This is a genomic window from Pseudomonas citri, assembly GCF_025336485.1.
In the GTDB taxonomy this organism is placed as follows: Bacteria; Pseudomonadota; Gammaproteobacteria; order Pseudomonadales; family Pseudomonadaceae; genus Aquipseudomonas; species Aquipseudomonas citri.
Genome location: NZ_JAODAB010000036.1, coordinates 20100 through 46135 on the forward strand (window position 1 = coordinate 20100; position 26036 = coordinate 46135).

Sequence of the window (26036 nt, forward strand, 5' to 3'; positions counted from 1 at the left end):
GTACATCCTGTGGGAGCAAGCTTTGCTCCCTCAGGAATTGTGCATTCAAGGCAACTCGATCCGCTCGTTTTCCCCCGGCACCGTCGGCCAGTCTCCGGCCGCCCAGCGCCGACGGGCTTCGTCTATGCGGGCCGGGTCACTGGAGACAAAGTTCCAGTTGATCCGCCGTGGCCCGTCCAGCGGTGCGCCACCGAACAGCACGGCGTGACAATCACTGCCGGCGAACAGCGTCATTTCTTCCCCGGCCGGCAGGACCACCAAGGCATGGGGTTCCAGTGGCTCGCCGTCCAATGAGGACTCGCCGCTCAACACATACAGTGCCCGTTCTTCATGCTCGGTGGGGATCAGCAGCGTCGTCGCGGGTTGCAGGTGCAATTCGGCATACAGCGTTGGCGACAGCACCGGCACCGGCGATTCCAGGCAAAAGCCCGAGCCGGCGATCATGCGGATGCTGACCCCAAGATTGTCGCTGACCGGCAGGGTCCGTGCCGGATGGTGGCTGTAGTGCCCTGGCCCTTGCTCATGGGATTTGGGCGAGGCCAGCCAGACTTGCAGGCCGTGCATGACGAAAGCCTCGGTCAGCGACGATGCGGGCGTGCGCTCGACGTGGGCGATTGCGCTGCCGGCGGTCATCCAGCTGACGTCCCCGGCTTCGACCACCTGGTCGGAACCCAGGCTGTCCTTGTGCTGGAGCTTGCCTTCGAACAGGTAGGTGAGGGTGGACAGGCCGATGTGGGGATGCTGGCGGATGTTCATGCCCTTGCCGGCCGGGTAGCGGGTTTGCAGCATGTGGTCAAAAAACACGAAAGGCCCGACGGCGCGGCATTTGGCCGACGGCAATGGACGGAGGATCGGCTGGCCTTCGACGTCTTCTGCGCGAGGGCGAACGGTCAGGAGCGTGGTCATGGAGACTTCCAGGGTGAACGACGGATGCCGCCAGCATAACCCGCCTCACCGGCAAAAGTGGTGCGGGACAACTTTTTGGCGGTGTTGTGTGAGAGCAAAGCTTGCCCGCGATGATGATCACGCAGTCTTGAGGGCGGAGGTGTCTGCATCGCGAGCAAGCTTTGCTCCCACAAGTGAATGTCTCTTTGTCATCAGCCTGTCACCCCGGCGTCATACCCTCGCGCTCATCTCAATCAAGGAGCGCACTATGCACCTCACCCGTTCAAGCGCACTGGTGGCGTTATCGTTGGTCTGCGGCCTGGCCCAGGCGCAAGTCCGTGTCGAAGGTCCGGTGGAGTACGGGGTCTTCGAAGGGGCGAAGGCCGAGCTGCAATCGGGGGAGCGGGTCCTGCGTCGTAGCAATGAGCCCATCCGCCAGACCGAAAGCGTGCCGGCAAAACTGGGCACCAAGTTCGGCATGCGTTATCAGTTGGCGGGCAAGGTCGCGGATGATCAACCACTGACGCTGCTGTATTTCACGCCGGGCATCCGGACGCCCGACGGCGTGCGTCACGATAAGTTCGAGATCATCCAGAAACTGGTGCCTGGCGCGCCCCAGGATGTGATGGCCTACGAGTTCACCGAAAGTCATGAAGTGGTGCCGGGGGAGTGGCGATTCATGGTGTTCCAGGGTGATCGGCTGCTGGCGCAGCAGCGCTTTGTCGTGCGTTGAGCTCAGGCATATCCGCCAGGCAAAAAAAACGCCCCGAACCAGTCGGGGCGTTTTCCTGTGGGGTGTAGCGGCGGGGCTTACTTGCCCTGCCAGCGCTTCAACACCAGGGTGGCGTTGGTGCCACCGAAGCCGAAGCTGTTGCTCATCACGGTATTGATGGTGGCGTCTTCGCGAGTCTTGGTCAGGATGGGCAGGTCGGCCACTTCCGGATCCAGTTCGTCGATGTTGGCGGAACCCGCCATGAAGTTGCCTTCCATCATCAGCATGCAGTAGATGGCTTCGTGAACGCCGGCGGCGCCCAGGGAGTGACCCGACAGGCTCTTGGTGGAGCTGATGGCTGGGGCCTTGTCGCCGAACACTTCACGAACGCCTTTCATTTCCGCGACGTCGCCGACCGGAGTCGAGGTGCCATGGGTGTTCAGGTAGTCGATCGGGGTGTCGACGGTGGACATGGCCATCTGCATGCAACGCACAGCGCCTTCGCCACTCGGTGCAACCATGTCATAGCCATCGGAAGTAGCGCCGTAGCCGACGATTTCCGCGTAGATTTTCGCGCCACGGGCCAGGGCGTGTTCCAGCTCCTCGACCACCACCATGCCGCCGCCGCCAGCGATGACGAAGCCGTCACGGTCGGCGTCGTAGGCGCGGGAAGCTTTTTCCGGGGTTTCGTTGCGTTTGCTGGACAGGGCGCCCATGGCGTCGAACAGGAACGATTGGCTCCAATGTTCTTCTTCACCGCCACCGGCGAATACGATGTCCTGCTTGCCCATCTGGATCTGTTCCATGGCGGTACCGATGCAGTGGGCACTGGTGGCGCAGGCAGAAGCGATGGAGTAGTTCAGGCCCTTGATCTTGAACGGCGTGGCCAGGCAGGCGGAAACGGTGCTGCTCATGGTCCGCGTGACGCGGTACGGGCCGACGCGCTTGACGCCTTTCTCGCGCAGGATGTCCAGCGCTTCCATCTGGTTCAGGGTCGAGGCGCCGCCCGAGCCGGCGATCAGGCCGGTGCGCGGGTTGGACACTTGCTCTTCGGTCAGGCCGGAGTCAGCGATGGCGTCCTTCATGGCCAGGTAGGCGTAGGCCGCTGCGTGGCCGACGAAACGGTAGATCTTGCGATCGATCAGCTCTTCGAGATTGAGGTCAATGGAGCCGGAAACCTGGCTACGCAGACCCATTTCGGCGTATTCCGGGTTGTACCGGATGCCCGGGCGACTTGCACGCAGGTTAGCGGAGACGGTCTCTTTGTCATTGCCCAGGCACGAAACGATGCCCAGACCAGTGATAACGACGCGGCGCATGCGGATAACCCTTAGAAGTTGTCAGTGGAGGTGAAAACGCCGACCCGGAGGCCTTCGGCGGTGTAGATCTCGCGTCCGTCGACAGCGACCGAACCATCGGCGATGGCCATGTTCAGCTTGCCCTTGAGGACGCGTTTGATATGAATGTTATAGGTGATTTTCCTGGCGGTCGGCAGGACCTGGCCAAAGAACTTCACTTCGCCCGAACCCAGGGCGCGACCGCGGCCTGGCAGACCCTGCCAGCCCAGGAAAAAGCCGACCAGTTGCCACATTGCATCGAGGCCCAGGCAGCCTGGCATCACCGGATCGCCTTCGAAATGGCAGGCGAAGAACCACAGGTCCGGAGTGATATCCAGCTCGGCGACCAATTCACCTTTGCCGTACTTGCCACCCTCTTCGCTGATATGGGTGATGCGATCCACCATCAGCATGTTCGGGGCGGGCAGTTGCGCGTTACCTGGGCCGAACAGCTCACCGCGACTGCAGCGCAGCAGATCTTCCCGGGTAAAGGCGTTTTGTTTGGTCATGCGAGCTCCTCAATAGTCCCATGCGGCAGGGTGGGGCAAATCTTCCCGACCGATCGAAGCGTTCATGCCTCGCATCGGCAGCCTACTCATAGACTATTGCGTTGTAGTGAAAGTCACAGCACACGGGGAATGAAAGTACACCTGTGCACTGAAATTTTTATTCAAGCCCCAATCGGGACTTGTTCGGGTGGTTAAGACTGCCGCACTTTCGTCTTTCACGCCAGTCGCAGATGGTCCGGTCAGCGTACCCAACGCTGCAAAATCTGCTGCAGATCGACTCTTTTGAACGGTTTGGCCAGGTAATCGTTCATGCCTGCCGCCAGGCAGGCCTCGCGATCCCCCTGCAACGCGTTGGCTGTCAGGGCGATGATCGGTACGTCCGTGTAGCCGGGCAGACGGCGAATCTGCCGCGTGGCTTCGTAGCCATCGATGATGGGCAACCGGCAATCCATCAGGATGGCTTCGAAAACCTGCTCATCGGCGTGCTCAATGGCCCGGGCCCCATCCTCGGCGACGCTGACGATGAAACCCAGGCTGCGCAGCATGGCTTCGATCACGGTCTGATTGACCGGGTTATCTTCCACCAACAACACATTGCGACCTTCGCCGTCGCCGCTGCTCACCGCTACTCGCGGCGCCCGCGCCGGTGGCGTCTGGCGTGACAGGGCCAGGGGAATCTCGAGGGTGAACACCGAGCCCTGGCCTTCTTCGCTCTGGGCCCGCAACGTGCCGCCCATGCGTTCGGCCAGGGTGCGGGCGATCGGCAGGCCCAGTCCGGTGCCGCCGTAGCGCCGGGAAATAGAACTGTCGGCCTGCTGGAAGGCATCGAACATGCGCTCCAGGCTCTCGGCCGGAATGCCGATGCCGCTGTCGCGCACCGTGCAAGTGAACCACAACAATTCGTGATCCAGGGCCTGCCACTGGCATTGCACGGTGATCCGTCCCTGCTCGGTGAATTTCAACGCGTTGCCGATCAGGTTCACCAGGATCTGCCGGATCCGTGTCGGATCGCCTTGTACTTCCAGAGCCTGCATGTCGTCGGGAGTCAGCAGGTCAAGGCCCAGCATGCGTTGTGCGGCGCTGTGCTGGAAGGATTGGGCGCAGTTGCTCACCAGTTCCGCCAGATTGAACGGAATGTGTTCCAGCTCCAGGGCCGAGCGCTCGATGCGCGAGAAATCGAGGATGTCGTTGATCACCTTCAGCAGGTGTTCGCTGGATTGCGAAGCCAGCGCGGTGTACTCGTGCTGCTCGTCGGTCATGGGCGTGGTTTCGAGCAGTTGCAGCATGCCCAGCACGCCGTTCATGGGGGTGCGCAGCTCATGGCTCATCATCGCCAGGAACTCGGACTTGGCGCTGTTGGCCTTTTCCGCTTCCTCGCGGGTCTTGATCAGTTGCGCCATGGCCTGGTGCTGTTCCTGGCTGGCTTGCTCCAGACCGTCGGCCAGGTTGTTGATGTGCCGTGACAGGGCCCCCAGCTCGGCGTCATCGACGATGGGCAGCGGGGTGCTGTAGTCGCCTTGCTGGATCGCCTTGACCGCGTTGCCGATGTCTCGGATCGGCCGGGACAGGTCGGACGCCAGCCGACGGGCCACCAGGAAGGTGAACAACAGGGCGAACAGCGCCAGGATGGCGGCCTTGAGCAGGATCTCCTGCTGGCGCTGACTGAAGGCGTCGCTGGACATGCCGACGACCACCCGGCCCAGGTAGTCCTCGCCGGACGTCCCGATGGACGTGCTGGTGCCTTGCAGGAAGTCATTGTTCAGGGCAATGCGTTGCAGGCGAACCGGCGCCTGGAACACTTCGACCTGTTGCGAGCGGCTGCGGCTCTGTTCCGGTTGTTCGACATACACCAGGACCTTGTCGGTGCTGTCCTGGATCTCGAGGAAACGTACGTGCGGGGTCGCCAGGGTCGCGGTGAGCAGGCTTTCGAGCACGTCCTTGTTGCCCGAGATCACCCCGTACTCCGTGGCGGGCGCCAGTTGGTTGGCGATCAATTGCCCGGTGTGATTGAGCTCCTGGCGCAGGTCCTGGATTCGCACGAAGGTAAAGAAGCTGATCAGCAACACGGTCAGCAGCAGAGCCGGGCCCAGGGCGATGAGCTGGGTCCGGGTATTGATATCCCAACGACGGCGCAAGGTCATGGGCGGTGTTCTCCTTCGGCCAGCTGTGCCGCGACGGACTCGGCGTCAATCGGTTCGATCCCCAGGGAACGGGCGACTTGCCGGTTGCTCAGGACTTTGAAACGGTGCGGGTACAACGTGCGCGGCCAACTGGCGGCGGGGCGATCGAGCAGGTCGTCGAGGATTGCCAGCCAGTCTTCCTGGTCGCTGTAGGTGCTGGCCAGGCTGCCGGCCTTGACGAACGCGGCGCTGGGCCCGATCAGCGCCCGCTGTCGGGCATAGCTGCTGAGCAAGAGGTTTTTCACGGTCTTGGGGTTGTACAGGTCGGGATCGTCGAGGCCCAGCAGGACGTCGCTCTGGCCCAGCAGGGTTTGCAGGGGGCGGCTGTCGCTGGTGTCTTCCCAGCGCTCGCTCACCACCTCCAGGCCCAGCGGCGCGGCGGCTTGGCGAACGTCGTCGAGCAAGAATTCGCTGTGCCGATCGAACAGCACGCCGACCCTGCGTGATTGCGGCAGGATCTTGGCAATCAGCCGCAATTGCCGCGCGATAGGCGGGTCGCTCCACAGCAGGCTCAGGTGCCCGGGGATTGCTTCGCCGAGGCGTTCCCGGGCTTGCTGGCGGCTGATTCGCAGCACCAGGGTGGCCGGCCCGCGGCTGTCCTGCAGGCGCCAGTCGAGGCTGGGCAGGTCGAGCAGGACCAGGCGGACATTGCCTGGCAGTTTGTCCGGTGCCGGCAGGCTGGCCAGCGGACTGAAGCGCACCTCGTCTTCGGGGCGCAGCACCTTCAGGGCCTGGGTGAACGACTGAACGCCGGGGCTGTCCTGGGCGCCGGTCAACAGGATCTCGGCGGCCCGGGCCTGGAACGTCGCCAGCCAACCGGCCAGTAGCAGGCAGAGCAGCAGCGGTAGGCGGCCAGGGAATGACGTCTTGTGCAATAGCGCCCGGAACATCTAGAAGGACAACTCCGCGCTGAAATACAGGACATGCCGCGAGTCGTATTGGTTGCCCACGAACGTGGTGGGTTGATTGTCGAGACGCTGTTGGAGCACGCCGGCCAGTTCCAGGTTGGCCTTGGCCAGGGGAATGCGCCGGGCGAGGCGGGTGTCGATCCGTTCGAAGCGATAGCCATTGAGCGCATTGGCACCGTAATAGAACACCGCGCTGTTCCAGCCAGCGCCCCAATCGCGCAGCCAGCCGGCCGAGCCGCTGTTGCGCGCTGTCAATCGTTCGTCGAGGGGGTTGCTGGCTTCGGCGTCGACATAGGCATAGGTCAGGCGCAGGCGATCGATGCTGGTCAGGCGCCAGTCGAGTTGGGTTTCGCTCCCCGAGAAGCGGGATCGGTTGGAGTTGCTGGCGATGTACTGATTGTTGCGCAGCGGCTCGCTGATCATGCCGGTGATTTCGTCATGGAAGAGCTTCGTATCGACGCTCAGGCCCAGGTCGACGAAGTAGCCGTTGTAGCCCAGCTCCCGGGAGCGCATGTGCTCCTGTTCCAGGTTCCCCGGCCCACGGGTCTGGACGAAATAACGGGCACTGTGCTGGCCGAAGGCCGCAGGTTGCAGGTTGGTGACCTGATAGCTCCAGTTGACGTTGTTCTCGAACATGTCCGGCGAGCGCACGGCCTCGGAGTACACCGCCCGCAGGCCATGGCGCGGGGTGATCAGGTAGTTGACCGCGACGCGGGGTGTCAATGAGCTGCCGGTCAGGCGCGTGTCCTCGAACATCGCACCGCCCTGCAACAGCCAGTGTTCGCTGGCTCGCCATTCGAGCTGGCCGAACAGGCGCCAGGTGGTGTCGTCCAGGGTACCGTTGAAGTACGTCTCGGAGTCGGCCCGGTCGTAGCGATAGTTGGCCCCGGTGACCAATCGCAGGCTGTCGGACAGGCTCAGGGTGTCCTGGATTTCCAGGTCGTAGCGCGACTCCCGGGCACTCTGGTCGATATCGCCGCACAAGGTTTGCGAGGCGCCGTTGCGCCATTGGTCGAGCACCTGGTCGGCCAGTGCCCGTTCCTGCGGTGTACCGGCCGGGGCGCCGCTGCTGCTGAAGCCGGCGATATTGCGCGCCAGCCGCTCGGCGTAATAGGGGTTGAGCTGCCAGAGGTCGGTCAGTTGCGGGCTGAACGATATCTCGGCGTCGCAGGCGCGCCAGGTCTGCTGGCGATCCCAATGCTGGATCGAGCCTTGTACATAAAGACTGTGATCCGGGTCCAGGTCCAGGTTCCAGCGCAGCGAGCCGGCATAATCCTTGGCAATGACATCGGAATTATCCCCAGCGGCTGTAATACCGGGGAACACCGGACGGTAGGTATATGGTCGCTGGTTACTCCCGTCCTTGGCGTTCAATTGCCAGTCGATGCTCTGGCGATCATCCAGGGTCTGGCTGACGGACAGGTTGAAGCGGTCCAGGCGGCGACTGTCGCGGTAGTCGGCGCCGTTGCGGTCGCTGTCGAAACCGTCGTCTTCCTGGCCGGACAGCGACAGCCGCAAGTCACCACCTTCCCAGCCGCTGCCCTGGCTGGCGTACCAGTCGCTGATACCACGCTGGCCCCGGGTGATTTTCAGCCGGGTGCCGTGGCTGTCGGCCGGGGCCCGCGTGATGATATTGACCACCGCCATCAGCGCGTTGGCGCCATAGCTGACGGTGTTGGGGCCGCGGAAGACCTCGATTCGCTCGATGTCTTCCATGGCCACCGGAATATCGCTCCAGTCCACCGTGGCCAGGCCGGCGCGGTACACCGAGCGGCCGTCGATCAGCACCTGCATGCGGCGCGCTTCGCTGGCGTTGGTGCCGTGATAGTTCACCGTCGCCTGGTTGCCGCTGATGTTGCCGACCATCATGCCCGGCACCAGGCGCAGCAGCTCGCTGATGTCGCGGGCGCCGCTGGCCTTGATCAATTCGCCGTCCAGCACGGTCATGCTGCCGGGAACTGCCGCAGGCGATTGTTTCAGGCGCGTGGCGGTCAGCACTTGCGGCAGGGGCTGGCTGTCCACGAACAAGTCGTCGGCCAGCGCTGTCGGGCTGATGATCAGCGCCAGCAGCAGCGATGAGCCTGAGCGGGAAGGGCCAACGGACACGGCACAGCCTTTGAAAAGGAAGGAATGGCGGGCATGGTAACCGAGCTGAATGACTTTTCCATGTGCGTTGACAGCATTTTCCTAGGAATTGGTGGTCAGCTTCCTACAGTTAAGGGGAAATTTCGCCGGGGCTGGTCGCGATCCGGCCGCTCCGTATAATGCCCGGCATTGCCACTTGGTATGGATGAGCGGATTGCATATGACTGAACAGCGCCCGATTGCGGTCCTGGGGGGAGGGAGTTTCGGCACCGCCGTGGCGAACCTGCTGGCCGAGAACGGCCACGCGGTACGCCAATGGATGCGTGACCCGGAGCAGGCCGAGGCCATCCGCGTCAACCGTGAGAACCCGCGTTATCTCAAAGGCATCAAGGTCCGCCCGGAAGTGGAACCGGTGACGGACTTGCAAGCCACTTTGGAGGGCTGCGACCTGTTCTTCGTTGCCTTGCCGTCCAGCGCCTTGCGCGCGGTGCTGGCGCCTTTTGCCGAGCACTTGAGCGGCAAGCTGCTGGTAAGCCTGACCAAGGGCATCGAAGCCCAGACATTCAAGCTGATGAGCGAGATCCTCGAGGAAATCGCACCCAAGGCACGGATTGGGGTGATTTCCGGGCCGAACCTGGCCCGGGAAATCGCCGAGCATGCGCTGACCGCCACGGTGGTCGCCAGTGAAGACGAAGAACTCTGCCAACGGGTCCAGGCCGCGCTGCACGGCCGCACTTTCCGGGTCTATGCCAGCGCCGACCGTTTTGGCGTGGAACTGGGCGGGGCGCTGAAGAACGTCTACGCGATCATCGCCGGCATGGCCGTGGCGTTGGGCATGGGGGAGAACACCAAGAGCATGCTGATCACCCGGGCGCTGGCGGAAATGACCCGTTTTGCCGTCAGCCAGGGCGCCAATCCGATGACGTTCCTCGGCCTGGCGGGCGTGGGCGACCTGATCGTTACCTGCTCCTCGCCCAAGAGCCGCAACTACCAGGTCGGTTTCGCCCTGGGCCAGGGCCTGAGCCTGGACGAGGCGGTGTCGCGCCTGGGCGAAGTGGCCGAAGGGGTCAACACCCTCAAAGTGCTCAAGGCCAAGTCCCAGGAGACCGGGGTGTACATGCCGCTGGTCGCCGGGTTGCACGCGATCCTGTTCGAAGGGCGCACGCTGGAGCAGGTGATCGAGCTGCTGATGCGTGGCGAACCGAAGACCGACGTCGATTTTATTTCCACCAGCGGCTTCAATTGAAAACCGCTGATTGCAAGCAGGAGCAAGTCATGAACGATCCGAAAGGACAACCCCAATACGAATCCATCCTGCTGCGGGTGCTGTGGATGGTGATCTATGTGCTGGTCTGGCAAGTGGCGCAGTTCATCCTGGGCGCCGCAGTGCTGGTGCAACTGATCTACCGGCTGATCTACGGCGCACCCAGTGCCAGCCTGATGAATTTCGGCGACAGCTTGAGCCAGTTCCTGGCACAGATCGGTCGTTTCGGCACGTTCCACAGTGACCAGAAACCCTGGCCGTTCGCTGATTGGCCGACCCCGCGCGCGCCTGAAGGCGAAGCCCCTCACGCCGTGGCGCCGGCACCGCATCCGGTCCGGGACGAGGAGCCGAAGCTATGAAACTGTGGGTATTGCGCCATGGTGAGGCCGAGCCTTACGGCGCGCGTCCTGATCCTGAGCGCAACCTGACCGTCAAGGGTCGTGCCGAAGTGCTGCACAGTGCCGCTCGGTTGATGGGCGAGCCGTTGCGCGCCATTTACGCCAGCCCCTATGTACGTGCCCAGCAAACCGCCCAACTGGTGCGCGAAGCCCTGGGTTTCGAACCGGAACTGATCACTGTCGACTGGCTCAAGCCCGAAACCCGGCCGCAACATGTCCTGGAACACCTCAAGGACCACGACGATGTGCTGCTGGTCAGCCACAACCCGTTGGTGGGCAGCTTGTTGGGCTTTTTGCAACACGGCCACTTGCAGCAACCCGAACAGGTGCAAACGGCGGGCCTGGCCGAACTGGAAGGCGACCTGCCGCTGGCCGGGGCGATGACGCTCAAGCCTGCGTAAATCGGAAGCCGGTCAGGCTCAGCTTGTGAGAGCAGGGCTTGCCCGCGGTGGCCTCGATGCGCAATACCTGAACCACCGCGGCGTCCGTATCGCGGGCAAGCCTTGCTCCCACAGGGCGGTGCAGGATTGAATGCAAAAAAATCACACAGGAAGGGCAACGATGAGTCTGTGGCGTACCACTCCCAACATCGAGCAATTGAACGCTGCCGGTAAGAACACCATCAGCGAGGTGCTGGACATTCGTTTCGAGTCGTTCGACGACGAATCCCTGACGGCCAGCATGGTGGTCGATCATCGAACCCACCAGCCGTTCGGCTTGTTGCACGGGGGGGCTTCGGTGGTGTTGGCCGAAACGGTCGGTTCCATGGCTGCCTACCTGTGCGTAGACCCCAGCAAGTTCTATTGCGTGGGCCTGGAGATCAACGCCAACCACTTGCGCGGCGTGCGCAGCGGACGGGTAACGGCCACGGCCCGGATGGTTCACCTGGGCCGTACCACCCAGGTCTGGGACATCCGCCTGGTCAATGACGAGGGCAAGCTCAACTGTGTCTCGCGCCTGACCATGGCGGTGGTGCCGCTGGGCGAGCAACCGCCGGCGCGTTGAACGCGATCCCCTGCGCCCCATAGCCCAAGCGCGACTGTCATCATTGCTGTCAGTTACGGTCATTGCCGTGCCCTTGGGTTGTGCGGACAATCGGTGGCAGTTCCCCAATGGATCGGCTGTCATGTCACAACAGATATTCTTCGCCCACGCCAATGGCTTTCCTTCGGCCACCTACGGCAAGCTGTTCGCCGCGCTGGCGCCGCAATACCAGGTCGCGCACCTGGCGTTGCATGGTCATGACCCGCGTTTCCCGGTGGACGATAACTGGCACAACCTGGTGGATGAACTCATCCATCACCTGGAGCAGCAACCGGAACCGGTGTGGGGTGTGGGGCATTCGTTTGGCGGCGTCTTGCATCTGCACGCCGCGTTACGTTGCCCACAGCTTTATCGCGGTGTGGTCATGCTCGATTCGCCCGTGCTGACCCGCACCGATCGGTGGGTGATCCTGGCCGCGAAGCGCTTGGGCTTCATCGACCGCTTGACCCCGGCCGGGCGGACCCTGGGGCGACGGGAAGAGTTCTCTGACCTGGCATCGGCGCGACAATACTTCGCTGGCAAGACGCTGTTCCGTGGTTTTGACCCGGAATGCTTCGACGCCTACCTGCAACACGGCCTCCAACCGGTGGGCGAGCGCCTGCGGCTGCGTTTCGACCCCGCCACGGAAATCAGCATCTACCGTGGCGTGCCGCACACCAGCCCCGGGCAGGCCAGTCAGCTCAAGGTGCCGCTGGCGGTGGTGCGGGGCCGACAGAGTCGTGTGGTGATGCGTCATCATGCGCGTTGGGTGAGGCGCATGCCCCATGGCGAATCGTTGAGCGTGCCCGGTGGCCACATGTTTCCCCTCGAACATCCCCAGGACACGGCCCTGTTGCTCAAGAATCTGTTGCAACGCTGGGAAGGAGGTTGCCCATGAGTGGGGTTGAAGAGGTCCGTCTGAGCTTGCCCCACATCGAACTGGCCGCGCACCTGTTCGGGCCGGAAGACGGTCGTCCGCTGATTGCCCTGCATGGCTGGCTGGACAACGCCAACAGCTTCGCCCGCCTGGCACCCCGGCTGGAGGGGGTACGGGTCATTGCCCTGGACATGGCTGGCCACGGCCATTCCGGGCATCGGCCGATCGGTGCCGGCTACGCCCTCTGGGATTACGCCCACGACGTCCTGCAAGTGGCCGAGCAACTGGGTCTGAAGCGTTTCGCCCTGTTGGGGCATTCCATGGGGGCCATTGTGTCGCTGGTGCTCGCCGGCTCGTTGCCGGAGCGAATCACTCACCTGGGATTGATCGACGGGGTTATTCCGCCTACCGCCAAAGGCGAAAATTCCGCGGAACGCATGGGCATGGCCCTACAGGCGCAGTTGGATCTCCAGCAAAAGCGCAAACCGGTCTACAAAACCCTCGACCGGGCCATCGAAGCCCGCATGAAAGGGTTGGTGGCGGTCAGCCGCGAGGCGGCGGAACTGTTGGCCCAGCGAGGGCTGATGCCGGTGCCGGGCGGCTACACCTGGCGGACCGACAACCGCTTGACCTTGCCCTCGCCACTGCGCCTGACCGAGGAACAGGCCATGGCCTTCGTGATGCGGGTCGGTTGTCCTGCGCACCTGGTGGTGGCGGCCGACGGCATGCTGGCCCAGCACCCACAATTGCTGGAGCGTCTACCCTTCAGTCATGAACAGTTGCCCGGCGGCCATCATTTGCACCTGAACGACGAAGCGGGTGCGGCGCTTGTAGCAGACTGTTTCAATCGGTTCTTCAGCGTTTCTTGACTTGCACCGGGCAACTGTCGAGGCTGGGCGGGTTGAAAGGGAGACAACCATGACAGATCTCTGTTTACCCGCCTCGTGGCGCCCGGGCGATGCCCGTGGCCTCCAGTCAGCCCAGGCCAAGCCCATCCGATGAAATTATCCGTTCGCGTATCCGCCCTTTTGGTGCTGGCGTGCCTGGGCCCGGTTTCGTTCGCCGACGATGTGCCCGGCAGTCACGACCTGGAGCGCGTGCCGCGCATGCCCGACGCTCAGATCGTCGACTACCGGCAGGCCAGCGACCTGGAACGCGTCTACCCGCTGGGTTCGATCCGCAAGATCAGCGGCCAGTTGCGCTTCGACGGCCAGGTCGACAGCCGTGGCAACGTCACGTCGGTGACCTACGAACTGCCGCCGGAACACACCGCCACCCAGGCGTTTACCGCCGCTCGCGAAGCGCTGCAGAAGCAGGACGCCGAATTGCTGTTCTGGTGCCAGGCCCGTGACTGCGGCGAGAGCAGCCTGTGGGCCAATGACGTCTTCGGCAATGCCAAGCTCTATGGCGCCGACAACGGCCAGGCCTACCTGCTGCTACGCCTGGCACCACCGGCGGACAACACGCTGATTGCGCTGTATGGCATCACACGCGGTAACCGCAAGGCTTACCTGCACGTCGAACAGTTCGAGGCGAATGCTCCGTTGGGGGTTCTGCTACCGACATCGGCCACGCTGTTGCGCCAGCTCAAGGACACCGGGGTGCTGGACATGCCCCGTCTTGTCGGTGAGCCGGACGACAGCTGGTTGCGTCTGTTGTCCAGGGCGCTGAACCTGGACACGGGCCTGCGGGTCAGTATCGCCGGCCCCAAGGCTGAAGACTGGCGCCAGGCATTGATTGACCAGGGTGTCCGGGCAGCGCGCATGGAGACTGCCGACGACGATACGGTGGGCCTGCACCTGGAGTTGCTGCGCTAATCCGCTGCGGGCGCGATGCCGTTGCCCGGGCCTGACTTTTTTCGAGACTTTATATGCTCAATAACGATCGGCTGTTGGTGCAGATCCTGCTTCTGGTGTTGTTCGGCGCCAGCCTCTGGGTGATGGCGCCGTTCTGGTCAGCGTTGTTCTGGGGCGCCGTGCTGGCGTTTGCCAGTTGGCCGCTGATGCGCTTGCTGACCCGCTGGGTCAATGGTCGCGAATCCCTGGCGGCGGGTTTGCTGACCGTGGGCTGGATGCTGCTGGTGGCGGTGCCGCTGGTGTGGCTGGGCCTCAACCTGGCCGATCATGTGCGCGATGCCACCGCGTTCATCCGCGATGTGCAGGTCGATGGGCTGCCCGATGCACCCGCCTGGTTGGGCGGCGTGCCACTGGTAGGAGGGCGGCTGGTGGCCATCTGGAACAGCATCGACCAACAGGGGGCGGCAATGATGGTGTCCATCAAGCCCTACCTGGGACAGGTCGGCAATTGGCTGCTGGCGCGCAGCAAGCAGATTGGCGGCGGTATGCTCGAGTTGACCCTGAGCATTGTCTTCGTGTTCTTTTTCTACCGCGACGGACCGCGTCTGGCGGTGTTCGTCCACGGCTTGCTGGAGCGCCTGATCGGTGACCGTGCCGGTTACTACATCGAGCTGGTGGCCGGCACGGTGCAGCGGGTGGTCAACGGCGTGATCGGCACCGCGGCGGCCCAGGCCTTGCTGGCGCTGATCGGCTTCTTGATCGCCGGCGTGCCGGGGGCGCTGGTGCTGGGGATCGTCACTTTCCTGCTCAGCCTGATCCCCATGGGGCCGCCGCTGGTCTGGATCCCTGCCACGGCCTGGCTGGCATGGAAAGGCGAGTACGGGATGGCGGTATTCCTTGGCATCTGGGGCACCTTCATCATCAGTGGCGTGGACAACGTGCTCAAGCCCTACCTGATCAGCCGGGGCGGAAACCTGCCCCTGGTGATCGTGTTGCTCGGGGTCTTCGGTGGGCTGATCGCCTTTGGTTTCATCGGCCTCTTCATCGGCCCGACGCTGCTGGCGGTGGCGTATAGCCTGTTGACGGATTGGAGCAAGAGCCAGGCGCGCTAGCTGCGTGTCGGGCACCTGTGGTGAGAGCTTGCTGTGGCGAGGGGATAAATCCCCTCGCCACAAGTGAGTTTCAATCCAGGCTTAGCGGTGAATCAAGTCGCCACGTTCAGGTGTTTCCCCACGCTGGCGACGTTATCCAACGAGTACTGCCGGCTGAGGTTGGCGATCATTCGGTTCAGCACTTCGCTGGCATTGGTCTGCCCGGTGGCGCTGTCGCCGTTGCGGCTGGCCTGCAAGGCGTTGGTCAGTTCCTCGCTGCTGACTTCGCCGCTGCTGTCGCGGTCGAGTGCTTCCATCAGCATCGCGCTGGTGTCGGTGCTCGTGGACGTGCTGTCGCTGGCCTGCAAGGCACTGGTCAGTTCGCTGGCCGTGACGCTGCCGTCGCCGTCGGTGTCGAGTTGGCTGAACAGTTCCTCGCTGGTGGCCTGTTGCGGCGGTGGAGGGGGCGGCGGCGTGAGGCTGGCCGTGAGTTCGTCAAGGCTGACGGTACCGTCTTCGTTCTTGTCCAGGGCCGAGAACACCTGCTGGCTGTCGACGCTGCTGTCGGTGCTGGCCAGGCCGTTGCTCAGTTCATCGCTGCTGATGACACCGTCGCCGTCGGCGTCCAAGGCACTGAGCAGTGCGTCGGCCAGTTCGGTCCCGGGTGCCTGGCCGCCGGGTGGAGGGGGCGGTGGCGCCATCGCGGCCATTTCGTCGCTGCTCAAGTCACCGCTGCTGTCACTGTCCAGGTCGGTGAAGTTTTCGCTCAGGCTGACCAGGATGCCATCGTCGCTTTTCTGCGAAAGGGCACTGCTCAGTTCGTCCTGGTTGACCGAGCCGTCGCCGTCGGTGTCGAGCTTGTCGAGCAATGCCTGTTGGAACTGCTGGTGGCGGGTATTGCTGGTCGCGGTACTGCTGCTGAGGCTGGTATAGGTCGAATAACTGCTGACGCTACCAATCATGGAGGCTCTCCTTGGGATGGAATAGCCGGTGGGTGCACCGGCTTATGCAGCGTCGGTGGGGCAGTTGTCGTGGGTGTGTGGGCTTTGTACCGAGAGAAATACACACTCCCCGGGCAACCCCGGCTCCCACAGGGAGGGGGAGGTGGTTTAGAGACGAGGCAAACGGATCACTGCCGTCAACCCACCCCCCGGTGTCTCTTCCAGGGTCAATTGTCCGTCCAGGCGTTCAGCGGCCTCGCGGGCAATGGTCATGCCGAGGCCGACACCACCGGAGTTGCGGTTGCGCGAGCCTTCGAGGCGGTAGAAGGGTTCGAACACCGCTTCGCGTTTGTCCGCCGCGATACCGGGGCCGTGGTCGATGACCCGGATCAGGACCTCATGGTCCAGGTCCTGCAGGACAATCGAGGCATGCCCTGCGTAGCGCAGGGCATTGTCCATGAGGTTGTTGATGCATGAGCGCAACGCCATCGGCTGCACCTGCAGCGGCGCGCAGCAACCGCTGGCCTGTACGTCGGCGCCGTGATCCTGGGCGTTTTCACACAACGATTCCACCAATGCTTGCACGTCCATCCATTGCAGCGCCTCGCTGGTGCGTTGTTCGTGCAAGTAGGTGAGGGTGGCGTCGAGCATGCCGATCATGTCGTCCAGGTCTTGGCGCATCTGGCCTTGCAGTTTGGTGTCATCGATCTGTTCCAGGCGCAGCTTGAGCCGTGATAGTGGTGTGCGCAGGTCGTGGGACACTGCGCCGAGCATGCGTGAACGTTGCTGCACCTGCTCGCGGATGCGCTGTTGCATCAGGTTGAAAGTATGCGCAGCCTGCCGCGCTTCCCGAGGACCGCTTTCATCCAGCGGCGCACTGTCGAGGTTCTCGCTCAGGCGCTCGGCGGCCTCGCTCAGGCGCTGGATCGGTCGGGTCAGCAGTTTGGCGCCGTACCAGGCGGCGACGATCAGGCACACGAACTGAAACGTCAGCGGCACCACCGGACCGCCAAACCAGGGGCGTGGGCGATGTTCGGGGGGCGGACCAAAGGGTGGGGGGCCTTGGTCGTGCCCGGAAAATTGCGGAGGGGGCCCGGGCGGTGGCGGCTGGTCGTAATGGATAAACCAGGCAAAGGCCAGCAGGTGCGCCAGGACGATCGCCAGCAGCAGCACGCCAAACAGGCGGCCGAACAGGGAGTCGAGGCGCAATCGCATCAACCGATGTCCCGGGCGTCGAACAAGTAGCCTTCGCCGCGCACGGTCTTGATCAGTTGCGGGGCTTTCGGGTCATCGCCCAGTTTCTGGCGCAGGCGCGAGACCAACAGGTCGATACTGCGGTCGAACGCCTCGATGGAGCGTCCGCGGGCGGCATCCAGCAGTTGTTCGCGGCTCAGGACCCGGCGCGGTCGCTCGATGAACACCCACAGCAAGCGGAACTCGGCATTGGACAGGGGGACCACCAGTCCGTCGGCGGAGATCAGTTGGCGCAGTACGCTGTTGAGCCGCCAGTTGTCGAAGCGGATATTGGCCCGTTGCTCGGAGCGATCATCGCGTACCCGGCGCAAAATCGTCTGGATCCGTGCCACCAGTTCCCTGGGTTCGAAAGGCTTGGCCATGTAGTCGTCGGCACCCAGTTCCAGGCCGATGATGCGGTCGGTGGGTTCGCAGCGGGCGGTGAGCATGAGGATCGGGATGTCCGATTCGGCGCGCAGCCAGCGGCACAGCCGCAAGCCGTCTTCGCCCGGTAGCATCAGGTCCAATACGACCACGTCGAAATGCTCGGCCTGCATCGCCTGGCGCATGGCCGCGCCATCGGTCACGCCGCTGGCGCGGATGTTGAAACGGGCCAGGTAGTCGATCAACAGTTCACGGATCGGCACATCGTCATCGACAATCAGCGCGCGGATGCTCCAGCGTTTGTCATCATCGACCATTTTTTGATCGTCAGCGTTTGCAACAGGGGTGGTCTGCATGGATGCATCATCTGCCAGATAGGCTGCCAACCGCAAAGATGGCGGCGAGGTGGTGGCTTCAGCATAGGCTTCGGGTGCCGGCGCGTGAAGTGCTGAAAGGAACGGGTTGCGGCGGCGGACGGTAGCGTGCCGGCGTGTTGCGCACATGTCATGAATGTATCGGCTTCGACACAAAGACCGATATCGCCCTCGCAGGTGGCGGATGCCGCGAGATTTACCGATCATCGGGTCCCGCATCGGCGCTGGTTCCGCTACAATGCGCGCCGATTTCGACTTGCCTGAGAGCCCGCTCATGTCCGCCTGCCAGACGCCCATTATCGTCGCCCTGGATTTCCCTACCCGTGACGCCGCCCTGAAGCTGGCCGACCAGTTGGACCCCAAGCTTTGCCGGGTCAAGGTTGGCAAGGAGCTGTTCACCAGTTGCGCTTCGGAGATCGTCGGCACCTTGCGTGACAAGGGTTTCGAAGTGTTCCTGGACCTGAAATTCCACGACATCCCCAACACCACCGCCATGGCCGTCAAGGCGGCTGCCGAGATGGGCGTTTGGATGGTCAACGTGCATTGCTCCGGCGGCCTGCGCATGATGGCGGCCTGCCGTGACGTGCTGGACCAGCGCAGCGGCCCGAAACCGCTGCTGATCGGCGTGACCGTGCTGACCAGCATGGAGCGCGAGGATCTGGCGGGCATCGGCCTGGACGTCGAGCCCCAGGTACAGGTGCTGCGCCTGGCCGCGTTGGCGCAGAAGGCCGGCCTGGACGGCCTGGTCTGTTCGGCCCTGGAAGCCAGCGCCCTGAAAGCGGCCCATCCGTCGCTGCAACTGGTGACGCCGGGAATTCGTCCGGCGGGCAGCGCCCAGGACGATCAGCGTCGCATCCTGACCCCACGCCAGGCACTGGATGCCGGTTCCGATTACCTGGTGATCGGTCGTCCGATCAGCCAGGCGGCCGATCCGGCCAAGGCGTTGGCGGCGGTGGTGGCTGAGCTGGCCTGATCGTCGCGCAGGCACTTTTCGTACAAAGCCTAACGCTGGCAACTTCCCCTGCTCGCACTATCGCGAGCAGGATCGTTCCTACAGTTGCTGGCGTTTTGCGTCAGACCTTCAACACCAGCTTCCCGAAGTTCTCCCCACTGAACAACTTGCCCAGTGTCTCCGGAAACGTCTCCAGTCCTTCGACAATGTCTTCCTTGCTCTTGAGCTGTCCCTGGGCCATCCAGCCGGCCATTTCCTGCCCGGCGGCAGCGAATTGCGCGGCATAGTCCATGACCACGAAACCTTCCATGCGCGCCCGGTTGACCAGCAGCGACAGATAGTTGGCAGGACCTTTCACCGCTTCCTTGTTGTTGTATTGACTGATGGCGCCGCAGATCACCACGCGGGCCTTGAGATTCAAGCGGCTGAGCACCGCGTCCAGGATGTCGCCGCCGACGTTGTCGAAATACACATCCACGCCTTTGGGGCATTCGCGCTTGAGACCGGCCAGGACGTCCTCGCTCTTGTAGTCGATGGCGCCGTCGAAGCCCAGTTCATCGATCAGGAATTTGCACTTGTCCGCGCCGCCGGCGATGCCGACCACACGGCAGCCCTTGATCTTGGCGATCTGCCCGGCGATGCTGCCCACTGCCCCGGCGGCGCCCGACAGCACGACGGTTTCGCCGGCCTTGGGGGCACCGACATCCAACAGGGCGAAATAGGCGGTCATGCCGGTCATGCCCAGGGCGGACAAGTAGCGCGGCAGCGGTGCCAGTTTCGGGTCGATTTTATAGAATCCCCTGGGCTCGCCAAGGAAATAATCCTGCACACCCAACGCCCCGTTGACGTAGTCCCCCACCGCGAAGCCGGGGTTGTTTGACGCAATCACCTGGCCGACACCCAGGGCCCGCATCACTTCACCGATGCCGACCGGCGCAATGTACGACTTGCCTTCATTCATCCAGCCACGCATGGCCGGGTCCAGGGACAAGTATTCGTTCTTCACCAGGATCTGGCCGGCGGCCGGTTCGCCGACCGGGACTTGTTGGTAAGTGAACGTCTCGCGGGTCGCGGCACCTAGCGGGCGCTTGGCGAGCAGGAACTGGCGATTGGTCTGGGCAGTCATGGCGGGCACTCAAGATGAATGAAGCCTTGTTGATAGACCTTCGAAGCCCGGGCTGCAAGGTTTGCTGATGCAGCGAATGCATGTCGATCCAGTCCAGTGATAGTTCTACATGGAGTCATATCACTGGGGCCCATGAGTGCCCAAACGGCAAACGGATAGTGCTGCCGCGCCAGCGGACGCTGTGACTAGACTGGCGTCCTCCGCATACTTCGAGGAATTGGCAATGAGCATGACGTTTTCCGGACAAGTCGCCGTGGTCACGGGTGCTGCCGCGGGCATCGGCCGTGCGACCGCCCAGGCATTCGCCGCCGAAGGCCTGAAAGTGGTGGTGGCCGACCTGGACGTGGCGGGCGGCGAGGGCACGGTGCAGTCCATCCGGGCGACGGGCGGCGAGGCGGTGTTCGTGCGCTGTAACGTGACGCAGGAAGACGATGTGAGGAATTTGATGGGCGAGGTGATCAAGACCTATGGTCGTCTCGATTACGCCTTCAACAATGCCGGGATCGAGATCGAGAAGGGCAAGCTGGCCGATGGCTCCCTCGATGAATTCGACGCGATCATGGGCGTCAACGTGAAAGGCGTCTGGTTGTGCATGAAATACCAGCTGCCCTTGCTGCTGGCCCAGGGTGGCGCCATCGTCAATACCGCGTCGGTAGCCGGCCTGGGCGCGGCGCCGAAGATGAGCATCTATGCGGCGTCCAAGCACGCGGTGATTGGCCTCACCAAGTCGGCGGCCATCGAATACGCCAAGAAGAAAATCCGCGTGAACGCCGTCTGCCCGGCGGTGATCGACACTGATATGTTCCGTCGTGCCTACGAGGCGGACCCGAGGAAAGCCGATTTCGCCAATACCATGCATCCGGTGGGGCGCATCGGCAAGGTCGAAGAGATCGCCAGTGCGGTGCTGTACCTGTGCAGCGACGGTGCAGCGTTTACCACAGGCCATTCCCTGGCGGTGGACGGTGGCGTCACGGCGTTCTGAAGGACGTTACGCTCTGCTTGTAGGACGAAGCCCGCACTTACTGCGGGTTTTTTCTTGAAAGGAGGCAAAGCGCTCAGACTCGGGCGCTCAATGTGTTTCAAAGGGTGAGAATCCGCTGTTTTGGCGCCGTTGTCTTACTTCGTCCGGCAGCGGCCTGTGCTTAACTGTTTCCGGAGATAAAACAAACGCTTAGGAGCTTGGTGACTCATGGAATTGAGAATCGACCGACAGGCCCTGGTGCCTGTCGTGCAGCAAATCGTCGACGCACTGACCGGCTGGATTCGACAGGATGCGGTACAGCCGGGAACGCGCCTGCCCTCCGTCCGGCAACTGGCGCGGGAAAACCTGCTCAGCCAGTCCAGCGTCAGTGAAGCGTGCGAACGCTTGGTCGCCCAAGGCGTGTTGGCGTCCCGTCACGGTTGCCGTTTTTTTGTTGCCCCGGCGGCAGGCCATGTTTCAAGCGACAGGGACCGGCAGCAGGACATCCCGTTCATCCTGGACGGACTGCTCGACAGCGGCGCGTGGGAGCTGCAACTTGGCTGTGGCGGGCTGCCCGAAAGTTGGCGCGAGAGCGATGATCTGGGCTATGCAATTCGCCAGGTCACCCGAACCGATATGGCCGGGCTGTTCAACTACAGCACACCGTTGGGCCTGCCGGCCCTGCGGGAGCAACTGTCCAGGCGCTTGAAACAGTTCAATATCGAAGCCGAGCCGGACAGGATTCTCACCTCGACAGGCGCCACTCACGGGCTGGACCTGATCGTGCGTACATTGCTCCGGCCCGGCTGTTGCGTGGTGGTGGAGAGTCCAGGCCATGCGAACCTGTTCGACCTGCTCAGGTTGCACGGTATCGATATGCTCGAGCTGCCCCGGACGCCAAGCGGCCCGGACGTCGATGCGTTGCAACGGCTGTTGGAGACCCACCGGCCCAGCGCCCTGTTCGTCAACAGCGTCTGCCACAATCCGACCGGCAGCAGCCTGGCCCCGGCGGTGGCTCAGCGGCTTCTCCAATTGACGAAAAAGCATGCCTTGCTGGTGATCGAGGACGATGTCTACGCTGACCTCCAAAGCTCTCCACGGATCCGGTTGGCGGCCCTGGATGCCGACGTGGTCTACGTCGGCAGTTTTTCCAAGACCCTGAGCAGCTCGTTGCGAGTGGGATTCGTGGTGGCGCCGCGGTCCGTCATTGCACGCTTGAGCAGGGCCAAGGAAATCACCAGCATGGGTGGGTCACGGTTTTGTGAGTCGGTCCTTGCCACGCTCCTGGCCAATGGCGCCTATCGCAAGCTGGTCCAGCGCCAGCGCCAGCGCCTGGGGGGCGACAGGGTGGCGGTGTTGCAGGTGCTGGAAGATGCCGACTGGCAAGTGTTCGGCAAACCCGCCGGCGGGATGTTTATCTGGGCCCGTTCGCCGTTTTGCGACTATGCTGGGCTACAGCGTCTGGCCAAGCGGTTCGGCGTGCGATTGTCCTCGCGTACCGCATTCAGCCCGTCGGGCGCCGAGAGTGACTGGCTACGGATCAACGTGGCCTATGCCCACGATCCCCGGGCACTGGCTTTCTTCCGCGCCACGGCTCTGGATCGACTTCCAGTGTCCTGAAAACGACGCGGCTGTAGCTTTTTGCCATTATTCCGACGCCAGCATCTTGTGTTGCAGGGCGTCTCGTTGCGAATCTGCGATCCATACACACTGGCAGAGGACTGAGCGCAATGATTTCGGCCGTGCAAGGACGTTTTGCCAACTTAGGTATGGCGAAGAAACTAGGTATCGGGTTTGTCCTGGTGTTGCTGCTCACCGCTGTGGTGGCTGCCATCGGCGTCTGGTCCCTGCAGACGATCAGTCATCGCTTCGATGGCCTGAAGCAGATGTCATCCCTCAACAGTGGGCTGCTCAAGGTCCGCTTGCTGGAGCAGGAATACGCCTTGCGCTCCGATGCCAAGACGGCCGATGCCTTGCGCAAGGGGATCGACGGGCTGGTGGCCGAGGCGAACGAGCTCAAGGCCCGGTCGAGCGCCAATGTGCCGGTGATGGACGATGTGGCGCAGGCCCTGGCGGCCTACCGCAAGGCCTTCGACGAATTTGTCGGGCTGACCCAGAGCAAGGACCTGGCACTGGAAATGGCCAGTTGGTCGGTGTCCAGTGTCGCCAACAACCTCGATGTGTTGCAGGCGGGGCTGTCGGATGACGGCGCGTATACCTTGAAAGACTCCGAAGGCAAGGAAGGCGCCGATTTCATTGAGCAGGCCAACCAGATCAGTGAAGTGTCGAGGTTGATGCTGCAGGCCATGAACGAAGCGCGGGTCCGCCTCGACCAGAGCCGCAAAGGCAACGAGGACGCCGGGCAAGGCAACATCGAGCAGGCCGAGCAGGCCATGAAGCAGGCCGAGGCCCTCAAGGAAGTGGTCAAGGACCCGGGTTACCAGACCGTACTCAACGAAGTGGCCGGGCATATCACCGGGTTCAACCAGCAACTGGCCGAATACACTGGCCTGTTGGCCAAGGAAAAAGTCGTCTACCAGCAATTGCATGAACGTGCCGCGCAGGTCGTGGAGCGGGTCGACCAGGCTTACAGCGCCGAAGACCATGCCATGCAGGTGGAACTGAAGAAGAACTCGCTGCTGATCATCGGTTCGTCGGCCTTGGCGTTGCTGGTGGGGTTGATTGCGGCCTGGGTCATTACCCGGTTGATTGTCGCGCCGCTGCGCAGTGTCATTCGGGTCGCCCAGCAGATTGCCTCGGGCGACTTGAGCGCAACGGTGGAGGTCACGCGCCGGGATGAGATTGGCCAGTTGATGCTGGCGATGCAACAGATGGGGGCGGGCCTGAGCGGGATCGTCAGTGGCTTGCAGGCCGGTATCGAGCAGTTGGCCAATTCGGCCCAATCGCTGTCGGCCGTGACCGAGCAGACCAACCTGGAGGTCAGCAGTCAGAAGGAGGAGACCGAGCAGGTCGCCACCGCCATGAACCAGATGACCGCCACCGTGCATGACGTGGCGCGCAATGCCGAGGAAGCGGCCCAGGCGGCCCAGACCGCCGACGATAAAGTCGAAAGTGGCCAGCAGGTGGTGCGCCAGAGCATGGTGCGCATCGAGCAACTGGCCGATTCGGCCATGTCGGCCAGCAATAGCATTGAAAGCCTGAGCGCCGAGATCCAGAACATCGGTACGGTGCTGAGCGTGATCAAGAGCGTGGCCGAGCAAACCAACCTGCTGGCCCTCAACGCCGCCATTGAAGCGGCCCGGGCCGGTGAGCAGGGCAGGGGGTTCGCTGTGGTGGCCGATGAGGTGCGTGCCTTGGCCCGGCGTACTCAGCAGTCCACCGAGGAAATCGAGCGGCTGGTCAGCGCCTTGCGCTCGGCGGCCCAGACTTCCGTGCAGCAGATCCAGAGCAGCGGGGAACTGGTGAAGATGGCCGTCAGCGATGCGCTGCAAACCGAAAGCGCCCTGGGGAGCATTGCGGCGGCGGTGTCGTTGATCCAGCAGATGAACCAGCAGATTGCCGCAGCCGCCGAACAGCAGAGTTCAGTGGCCGAAGAGATCAACCGCAGCGTCACCAGCATTCGCGCCAGTGCCGATCAATCGTCCGTGGCGATGCAGGGCAACGCAGCGTCCAGCATTGAACTGGCGCAGCTTGGCGTTGAACTGAAGGGGATGGTGGGGCATTTCAGGTTGTGATGCGTCGGTTACTCAAGGCACTCCGGGGGTGAGGGTGCCTTTGTGGCGTGGGAGCAAGCTCCCTCGCCACAACAAGGCCTGATTGGCCTGTCAGGTCGTCTCAGTCGTAGACCTTCTTCTTCTTCCACTCGTCGTTCGCTTCGTCTTCCTTCAAGCCTGCGGTCAACTGGTTGACTTCGCCTTCGACTGGCTGGGTCTTGGCCAGGACCATGGCGTTGACCCGGGCCAGGAGTTTCTCCAGATAGGCCAGTTGTTCGGCATAGGCCTGTGGTTCCTGTTGCTTGCGCAGGTATTGCACGCCGCGTTCGAACGCCAGGCGGGCTTGCCCGGGTTGATCTTGCTGCAGCGCTTGTTGCCCCAGGTTGTTGAAGAATTCGATGTGTAGCAGCACCAGGATGTGCCGGACTTCACGGATCCAGCGCTTGGCTTCGTTGGACGGCAGGAAACCGTCCTGGGCGGCGCGGGTGATCTGGCCATGCAAGGCTTCGAGCAGGAAACGTACGTCCTTGGCCTTGGCTTCCGTCAGGATCGGTGCCGGCGGATTGTTCACCGGGATCGATTCGCCCTGGGCGGCCAATGCGCTCAGTTCATCCAGGCGGGTCTTGACCGGTGCATTGGTTTTTTCCAGGTTCAGCAAACGCTGGCAGACGTTCATTTCCAAACGCGTTATCAGCAACTTCAGGGCCGGTGTCATCAACTGGCCGGGAAAGGTTTCGGTAAGCTCGCCACAACGCCGCAGACGGTCGTTGAGTTCAACTTTGGTGCGGGCCTTTTCCAGCTTGTTGTTTTCCACCACATGGTTCATGTAGCCAATGGCGATCAACAAGGCGATCCCGGCTACGACGAGCAGGGTGATCATGAGTGGTGTCACCGGTAAGACCTCTTTAATAGGGTACGCATGTCATGAGTGTAGTGGCTTGGCTTTTAAGCGCATAGGCCCGTACGGCGCGATTAGACGGGCGTCCTGCTGTTTTATGGGAAGCGCATCTGGGTAGGTGCACATTGCCACTATCTGCCGGGTGCGACTATAACGTCTTGGCAGGCGACAGAATATAGGCGTCAGAGACCGGACGGGCAAAATCTGCGAATTGACCTGAAACCGTGGGAAGTCATTGATTTAAATAAATTTATATCTGGGGGTTGACGACCCTTCAATCCATCCATAGAATGCGCGCCACTTGCAGCGTAAAGCACCAAGCGAAACGCGGCAGGGAGTGAATGTTGTACGTGTGTCCCCTTCGTCTAGTGGCCTAGGACACCGCCCTTTCACGGCGGTAACAGGGGTTCGAGTCCCCTAGGGGACGC

At 62.7% G+C, this 26036-nt stretch carries 24 protein-coding genes, 1 tRNA gene and 1 pseudogene; 15 read left to right on the forward strand and 11 right to left on the reverse strand.

Features of this window, described 5'->3' with window-relative positions:
• Positions 1–45: 45 nt before the first annotated feature.
• A complete protein-coding gene (locus N4Q37_RS25790; RefSeq protein WP_260962982.1) occupies positions 46–906 on the reverse strand; it encodes a pirin family protein in 861 nt (286 codons plus the stop codon).
• A gap of 247 nt (positions 907–1153) precedes the next feature.
• On the opposite strand from N4Q37_RS25790, the gene N4Q37_RS25795 reads away from it, so the two are divergent.
• On the forward strand, positions 1154–1618 hold the full coding sequence (locus N4Q37_RS25795) for a DUF3859 domain-containing protein (RefSeq protein ID WP_260962984.1): 465 nt from the start codon (positions 1154–1156) through the stop codon (positions 1616–1618).
• A 77-nt stretch (positions 1619–1695) separates the two neighbouring features.
• Here the strand turns inward: N4Q37_RS25795 and fabB are convergent, their stop codons facing one another.
• The 5 genes from fabB to N4Q37_RS25820 form a co-directional block, all read right to left on the reverse strand.
• A complete protein-coding gene (gene fabB / locus N4Q37_RS25800) occupies positions 1696–2916 on the reverse strand; it encodes a beta-ketoacyl-ACP synthase I (protein ID WP_260962986.1) in 1221 nt (406 codons plus the stop codon).
• 11 nt (positions 2917–2927) lie between these two features.
• Entirely contained in the window at positions 2928–3443 is a 516-nt protein-coding gene (gene fabA, locus N4Q37_RS25805; RefSeq protein WP_260962987.1) for a 3-hydroxyacyl-[acyl-carrier-protein] dehydratase FabA, read from the reverse strand.
• Positions 3444–3682: 239 nt separating this feature from the next.
• Positions 3683–5584 (reverse strand): ATP-binding protein, encoded by a 1902-nt coding sequence (locus tag N4Q37_RS25810; RefSeq protein WP_260962989.1) that lies wholly within the window; start codon positions 5582–5584, stop codon positions 3683–3685.
• Positions 5581–6513, reverse strand: coding sequence for an ABC transporter substrate-binding protein (locus N4Q37_RS25815; RefSeq protein WP_260962991.1), 933 nt, complete (start codon positions 6511–6513; stop codon positions 5581–5583). Before N4Q37_RS25815 ends, N4Q37_RS25810 begins: the two co-directional genes overlap by 4 nt.
• Entirely contained in the window at positions 6514–8637 is a 2124-nt protein-coding gene (locus tag N4Q37_RS25820) for a TonB-dependent receptor plug domain-containing protein (protein WP_260962992.1), read from the reverse strand.
• A 199-nt stretch (positions 8638–8836) separates the two neighbouring features.
• On the opposite strand from N4Q37_RS25820, the gene N4Q37_RS25825 reads away from it, so the two are divergent.
• The 8 genes from N4Q37_RS25825 (at position 8837) to N4Q37_RS25860 (ending at position 15086) form a co-directional block, all read left to right on the forward strand.
• Positions 8837–9862 carry an NAD(P)H-dependent glycerol-3-phosphate dehydrogenase gene (locus tag N4Q37_RS25825; RefSeq protein ID WP_260962994.1) on the forward strand — a complete coding sequence of 342 codons (1026 nt, stop codon included), beginning with the start codon at positions 8837–8839 and terminating at the stop codon, positions 9860–9862.
• Between the two features lie 29 nt (positions 9863–9891).
• Positions 9892–10239: a DUF4389 domain-containing protein gene (locus N4Q37_RS25830; protein ID WP_260962995.1), complete on the forward strand. Its 348-nt coding sequence runs from the start codon at positions 9892–9894 to the stop codon at positions 10237–10239.
• The gene (gene sixA / locus N4Q37_RS25835; RefSeq protein ID WP_260962997.1) at positions 10236–10679 is read left to right on the forward strand and encodes a phosphohistidine phosphatase SixA; all 444 of its coding nucleotides are present in this window, start codon (positions 10236–10238) and stop codon (positions 10677–10679) included. Before N4Q37_RS25830 ends, sixA begins: the two co-directional genes overlap by 4 nt.
• A 160-nt stretch (positions 10680–10839) precedes the next feature.
• A complete protein-coding gene (locus tag N4Q37_RS25840; protein WP_260962999.1) occupies positions 10840–11283 on the forward strand; it encodes a hotdog fold thioesterase in 444 nt (147 codons plus the stop codon).
• 121 nt (positions 11284–11404) lie between these two features.
• Positions 11405–12199: an alpha/beta fold hydrolase gene (locus N4Q37_RS25845; protein WP_260963001.1), complete on the forward strand. Its 795-nt coding sequence runs from the start codon at positions 11405–11407 to the stop codon at positions 12197–12199.
• Positions 12196–13047 carry an alpha/beta hydrolase gene (locus tag N4Q37_RS25850; RefSeq protein WP_260963003.1) on the forward strand — a complete coding sequence of 284 codons (852 nt, stop codon included), beginning with the start codon at positions 12196–12198 and terminating at the stop codon, positions 13045–13047. The genes N4Q37_RS25845 and N4Q37_RS25850 overlap by 4 nt, the downstream gene beginning before the upstream one ends.
• A gap of 129 nt (positions 13048–13176) precedes the next feature.
• Positions 13177–13995, forward strand: a complete 819-nt coding sequence (locus N4Q37_RS25855) for a DUF4892 domain-containing protein (RefSeq protein ID WP_260963004.1) — start codon at positions 13177–13179, stop codon at positions 13993–13995.
• A gap of 53 nt (positions 13996–14048) precedes the next feature.
• Positions 14049–15086, forward strand: coding sequence for an AI-2E family transporter (locus N4Q37_RS25860; protein WP_260963006.1), 1038 nt, complete (start codon positions 14049–14051; stop codon positions 15084–15086).
• A gap of 92 nt (positions 15087–15178) precedes the next feature.
• On the opposite strand, the gene xopAW is transcribed toward N4Q37_RS25860, so the two are convergent.
• From xopAW to N4Q37_RS25875, 3 genes are all read right to left on the reverse strand, one after another.
• Positions 15179–16027: an EF-hand domain-containing protein gene (gene xopAW, locus N4Q37_RS25865; protein ID WP_260963007.1), complete on the reverse strand. Its 849-nt coding sequence runs from the start codon at positions 16025–16027 to the stop codon at positions 15179–15181.
• 147 nt (positions 16028–16174) lie between these two features.
• Positions 16175–17221, reverse strand: a complete 1047-nt coding sequence (locus tag N4Q37_RS25870; protein WP_260963009.1) for a sensor histidine kinase — start codon at positions 17219–17221, stop codon at positions 16175–16177.
• Positions 17221–17979 (reverse strand): response regulator, encoded by a 759-nt coding sequence (locus N4Q37_RS25875; protein WP_260963011.1) that lies wholly within the window; start codon positions 17977–17979, stop codon positions 17221–17223. Before N4Q37_RS25875 ends, N4Q37_RS25870 begins: the two co-directional genes overlap by 1 nt.
• Positions 17980–18271: 292 nt before the next feature.
• Between N4Q37_RS25875 and pyrF the strand changes: the two genes are divergently transcribed.
• Positions 18272–18970 (forward strand): orotidine-5'-phosphate decarboxylase, encoded by a 699-nt coding sequence (gene pyrF, locus N4Q37_RS25880; protein ID WP_260963013.1) that lies wholly within the window; start codon positions 18272–18274, stop codon positions 18968–18970.
• A gap of 100 nt (positions 18971–19070) precedes the next feature.
• Here pyrF and N4Q37_RS25885 read toward each other — a convergent pair whose 3' ends face one another.
• A complete protein-coding gene (locus tag N4Q37_RS25885; RefSeq protein WP_260963014.1) occupies positions 19071–20075 on the reverse strand; it encodes an NADP-dependent oxidoreductase in 1005 nt (334 codons plus the stop codon).
• Positions 20076–20298: 223 nt separating this feature from the next.
• On the opposite strand from N4Q37_RS25885, the gene N4Q37_RS25890 reads away from it, so the two are divergent.
• The 4 genes and pseudogenes from N4Q37_RS25890 to N4Q37_RS28005 all read left to right on the forward strand — a co-directional run bounded on the left by N4Q37_RS25890 (position 20299) and on the right by N4Q37_RS28005 (position 24731).
• On the forward strand, positions 20299–21057 hold the full coding sequence (locus tag N4Q37_RS25890; protein ID WP_260963016.1) for an SDR family oxidoreductase: 759 nt from the start codon (positions 20299–20301) through the stop codon (positions 21055–21057).
• A 207-nt stretch (positions 21058–21264) separates the two neighbouring features.
• Entirely contained in the window at positions 21265–22656 is a 1392-nt protein-coding gene (locus tag N4Q37_RS25895; protein ID WP_260963019.1) for an aminotransferase-like domain-containing protein, read from the forward strand.
• A gap of 149 nt (positions 22657–22805) precedes the next feature.
• Positions 22806–23870: pseudogene (locus N4Q37_RS28000) on the forward strand (HAMP domain-containing protein); the annotation flags it as partial.
• A complete protein-coding gene (locus N4Q37_RS28005; RefSeq protein ID WP_390897963.1) occupies positions 23868–24731 on the forward strand; it encodes a methyl-accepting chemotaxis protein in 864 nt (287 codons plus the stop codon). The pseudogene N4Q37_RS28000 and the gene N4Q37_RS28005, both read left to right, overlap by 3 nt.
• A gap of 100 nt (positions 24732–24831) precedes the next feature.
• On the opposite strand, the gene N4Q37_RS25905 is transcribed toward N4Q37_RS28005, so the two are convergent.
• Positions 24832–25590, reverse strand: a complete 759-nt coding sequence (locus N4Q37_RS25905; protein WP_260963023.1) for a hypothetical protein — start codon at positions 25588–25590, stop codon at positions 24832–24834.
• Positions 25591–25962: 372 nt separating this feature from the next.
• On the opposite strand from N4Q37_RS25905, the gene N4Q37_RS25910 reads away from it, so the two are divergent.
• Positions 25963–26035: transfer RNA gene (locus N4Q37_RS25910), tRNA-Glu, on the forward strand.
• Position 26036 lies beyond the last annotated feature (1 nt).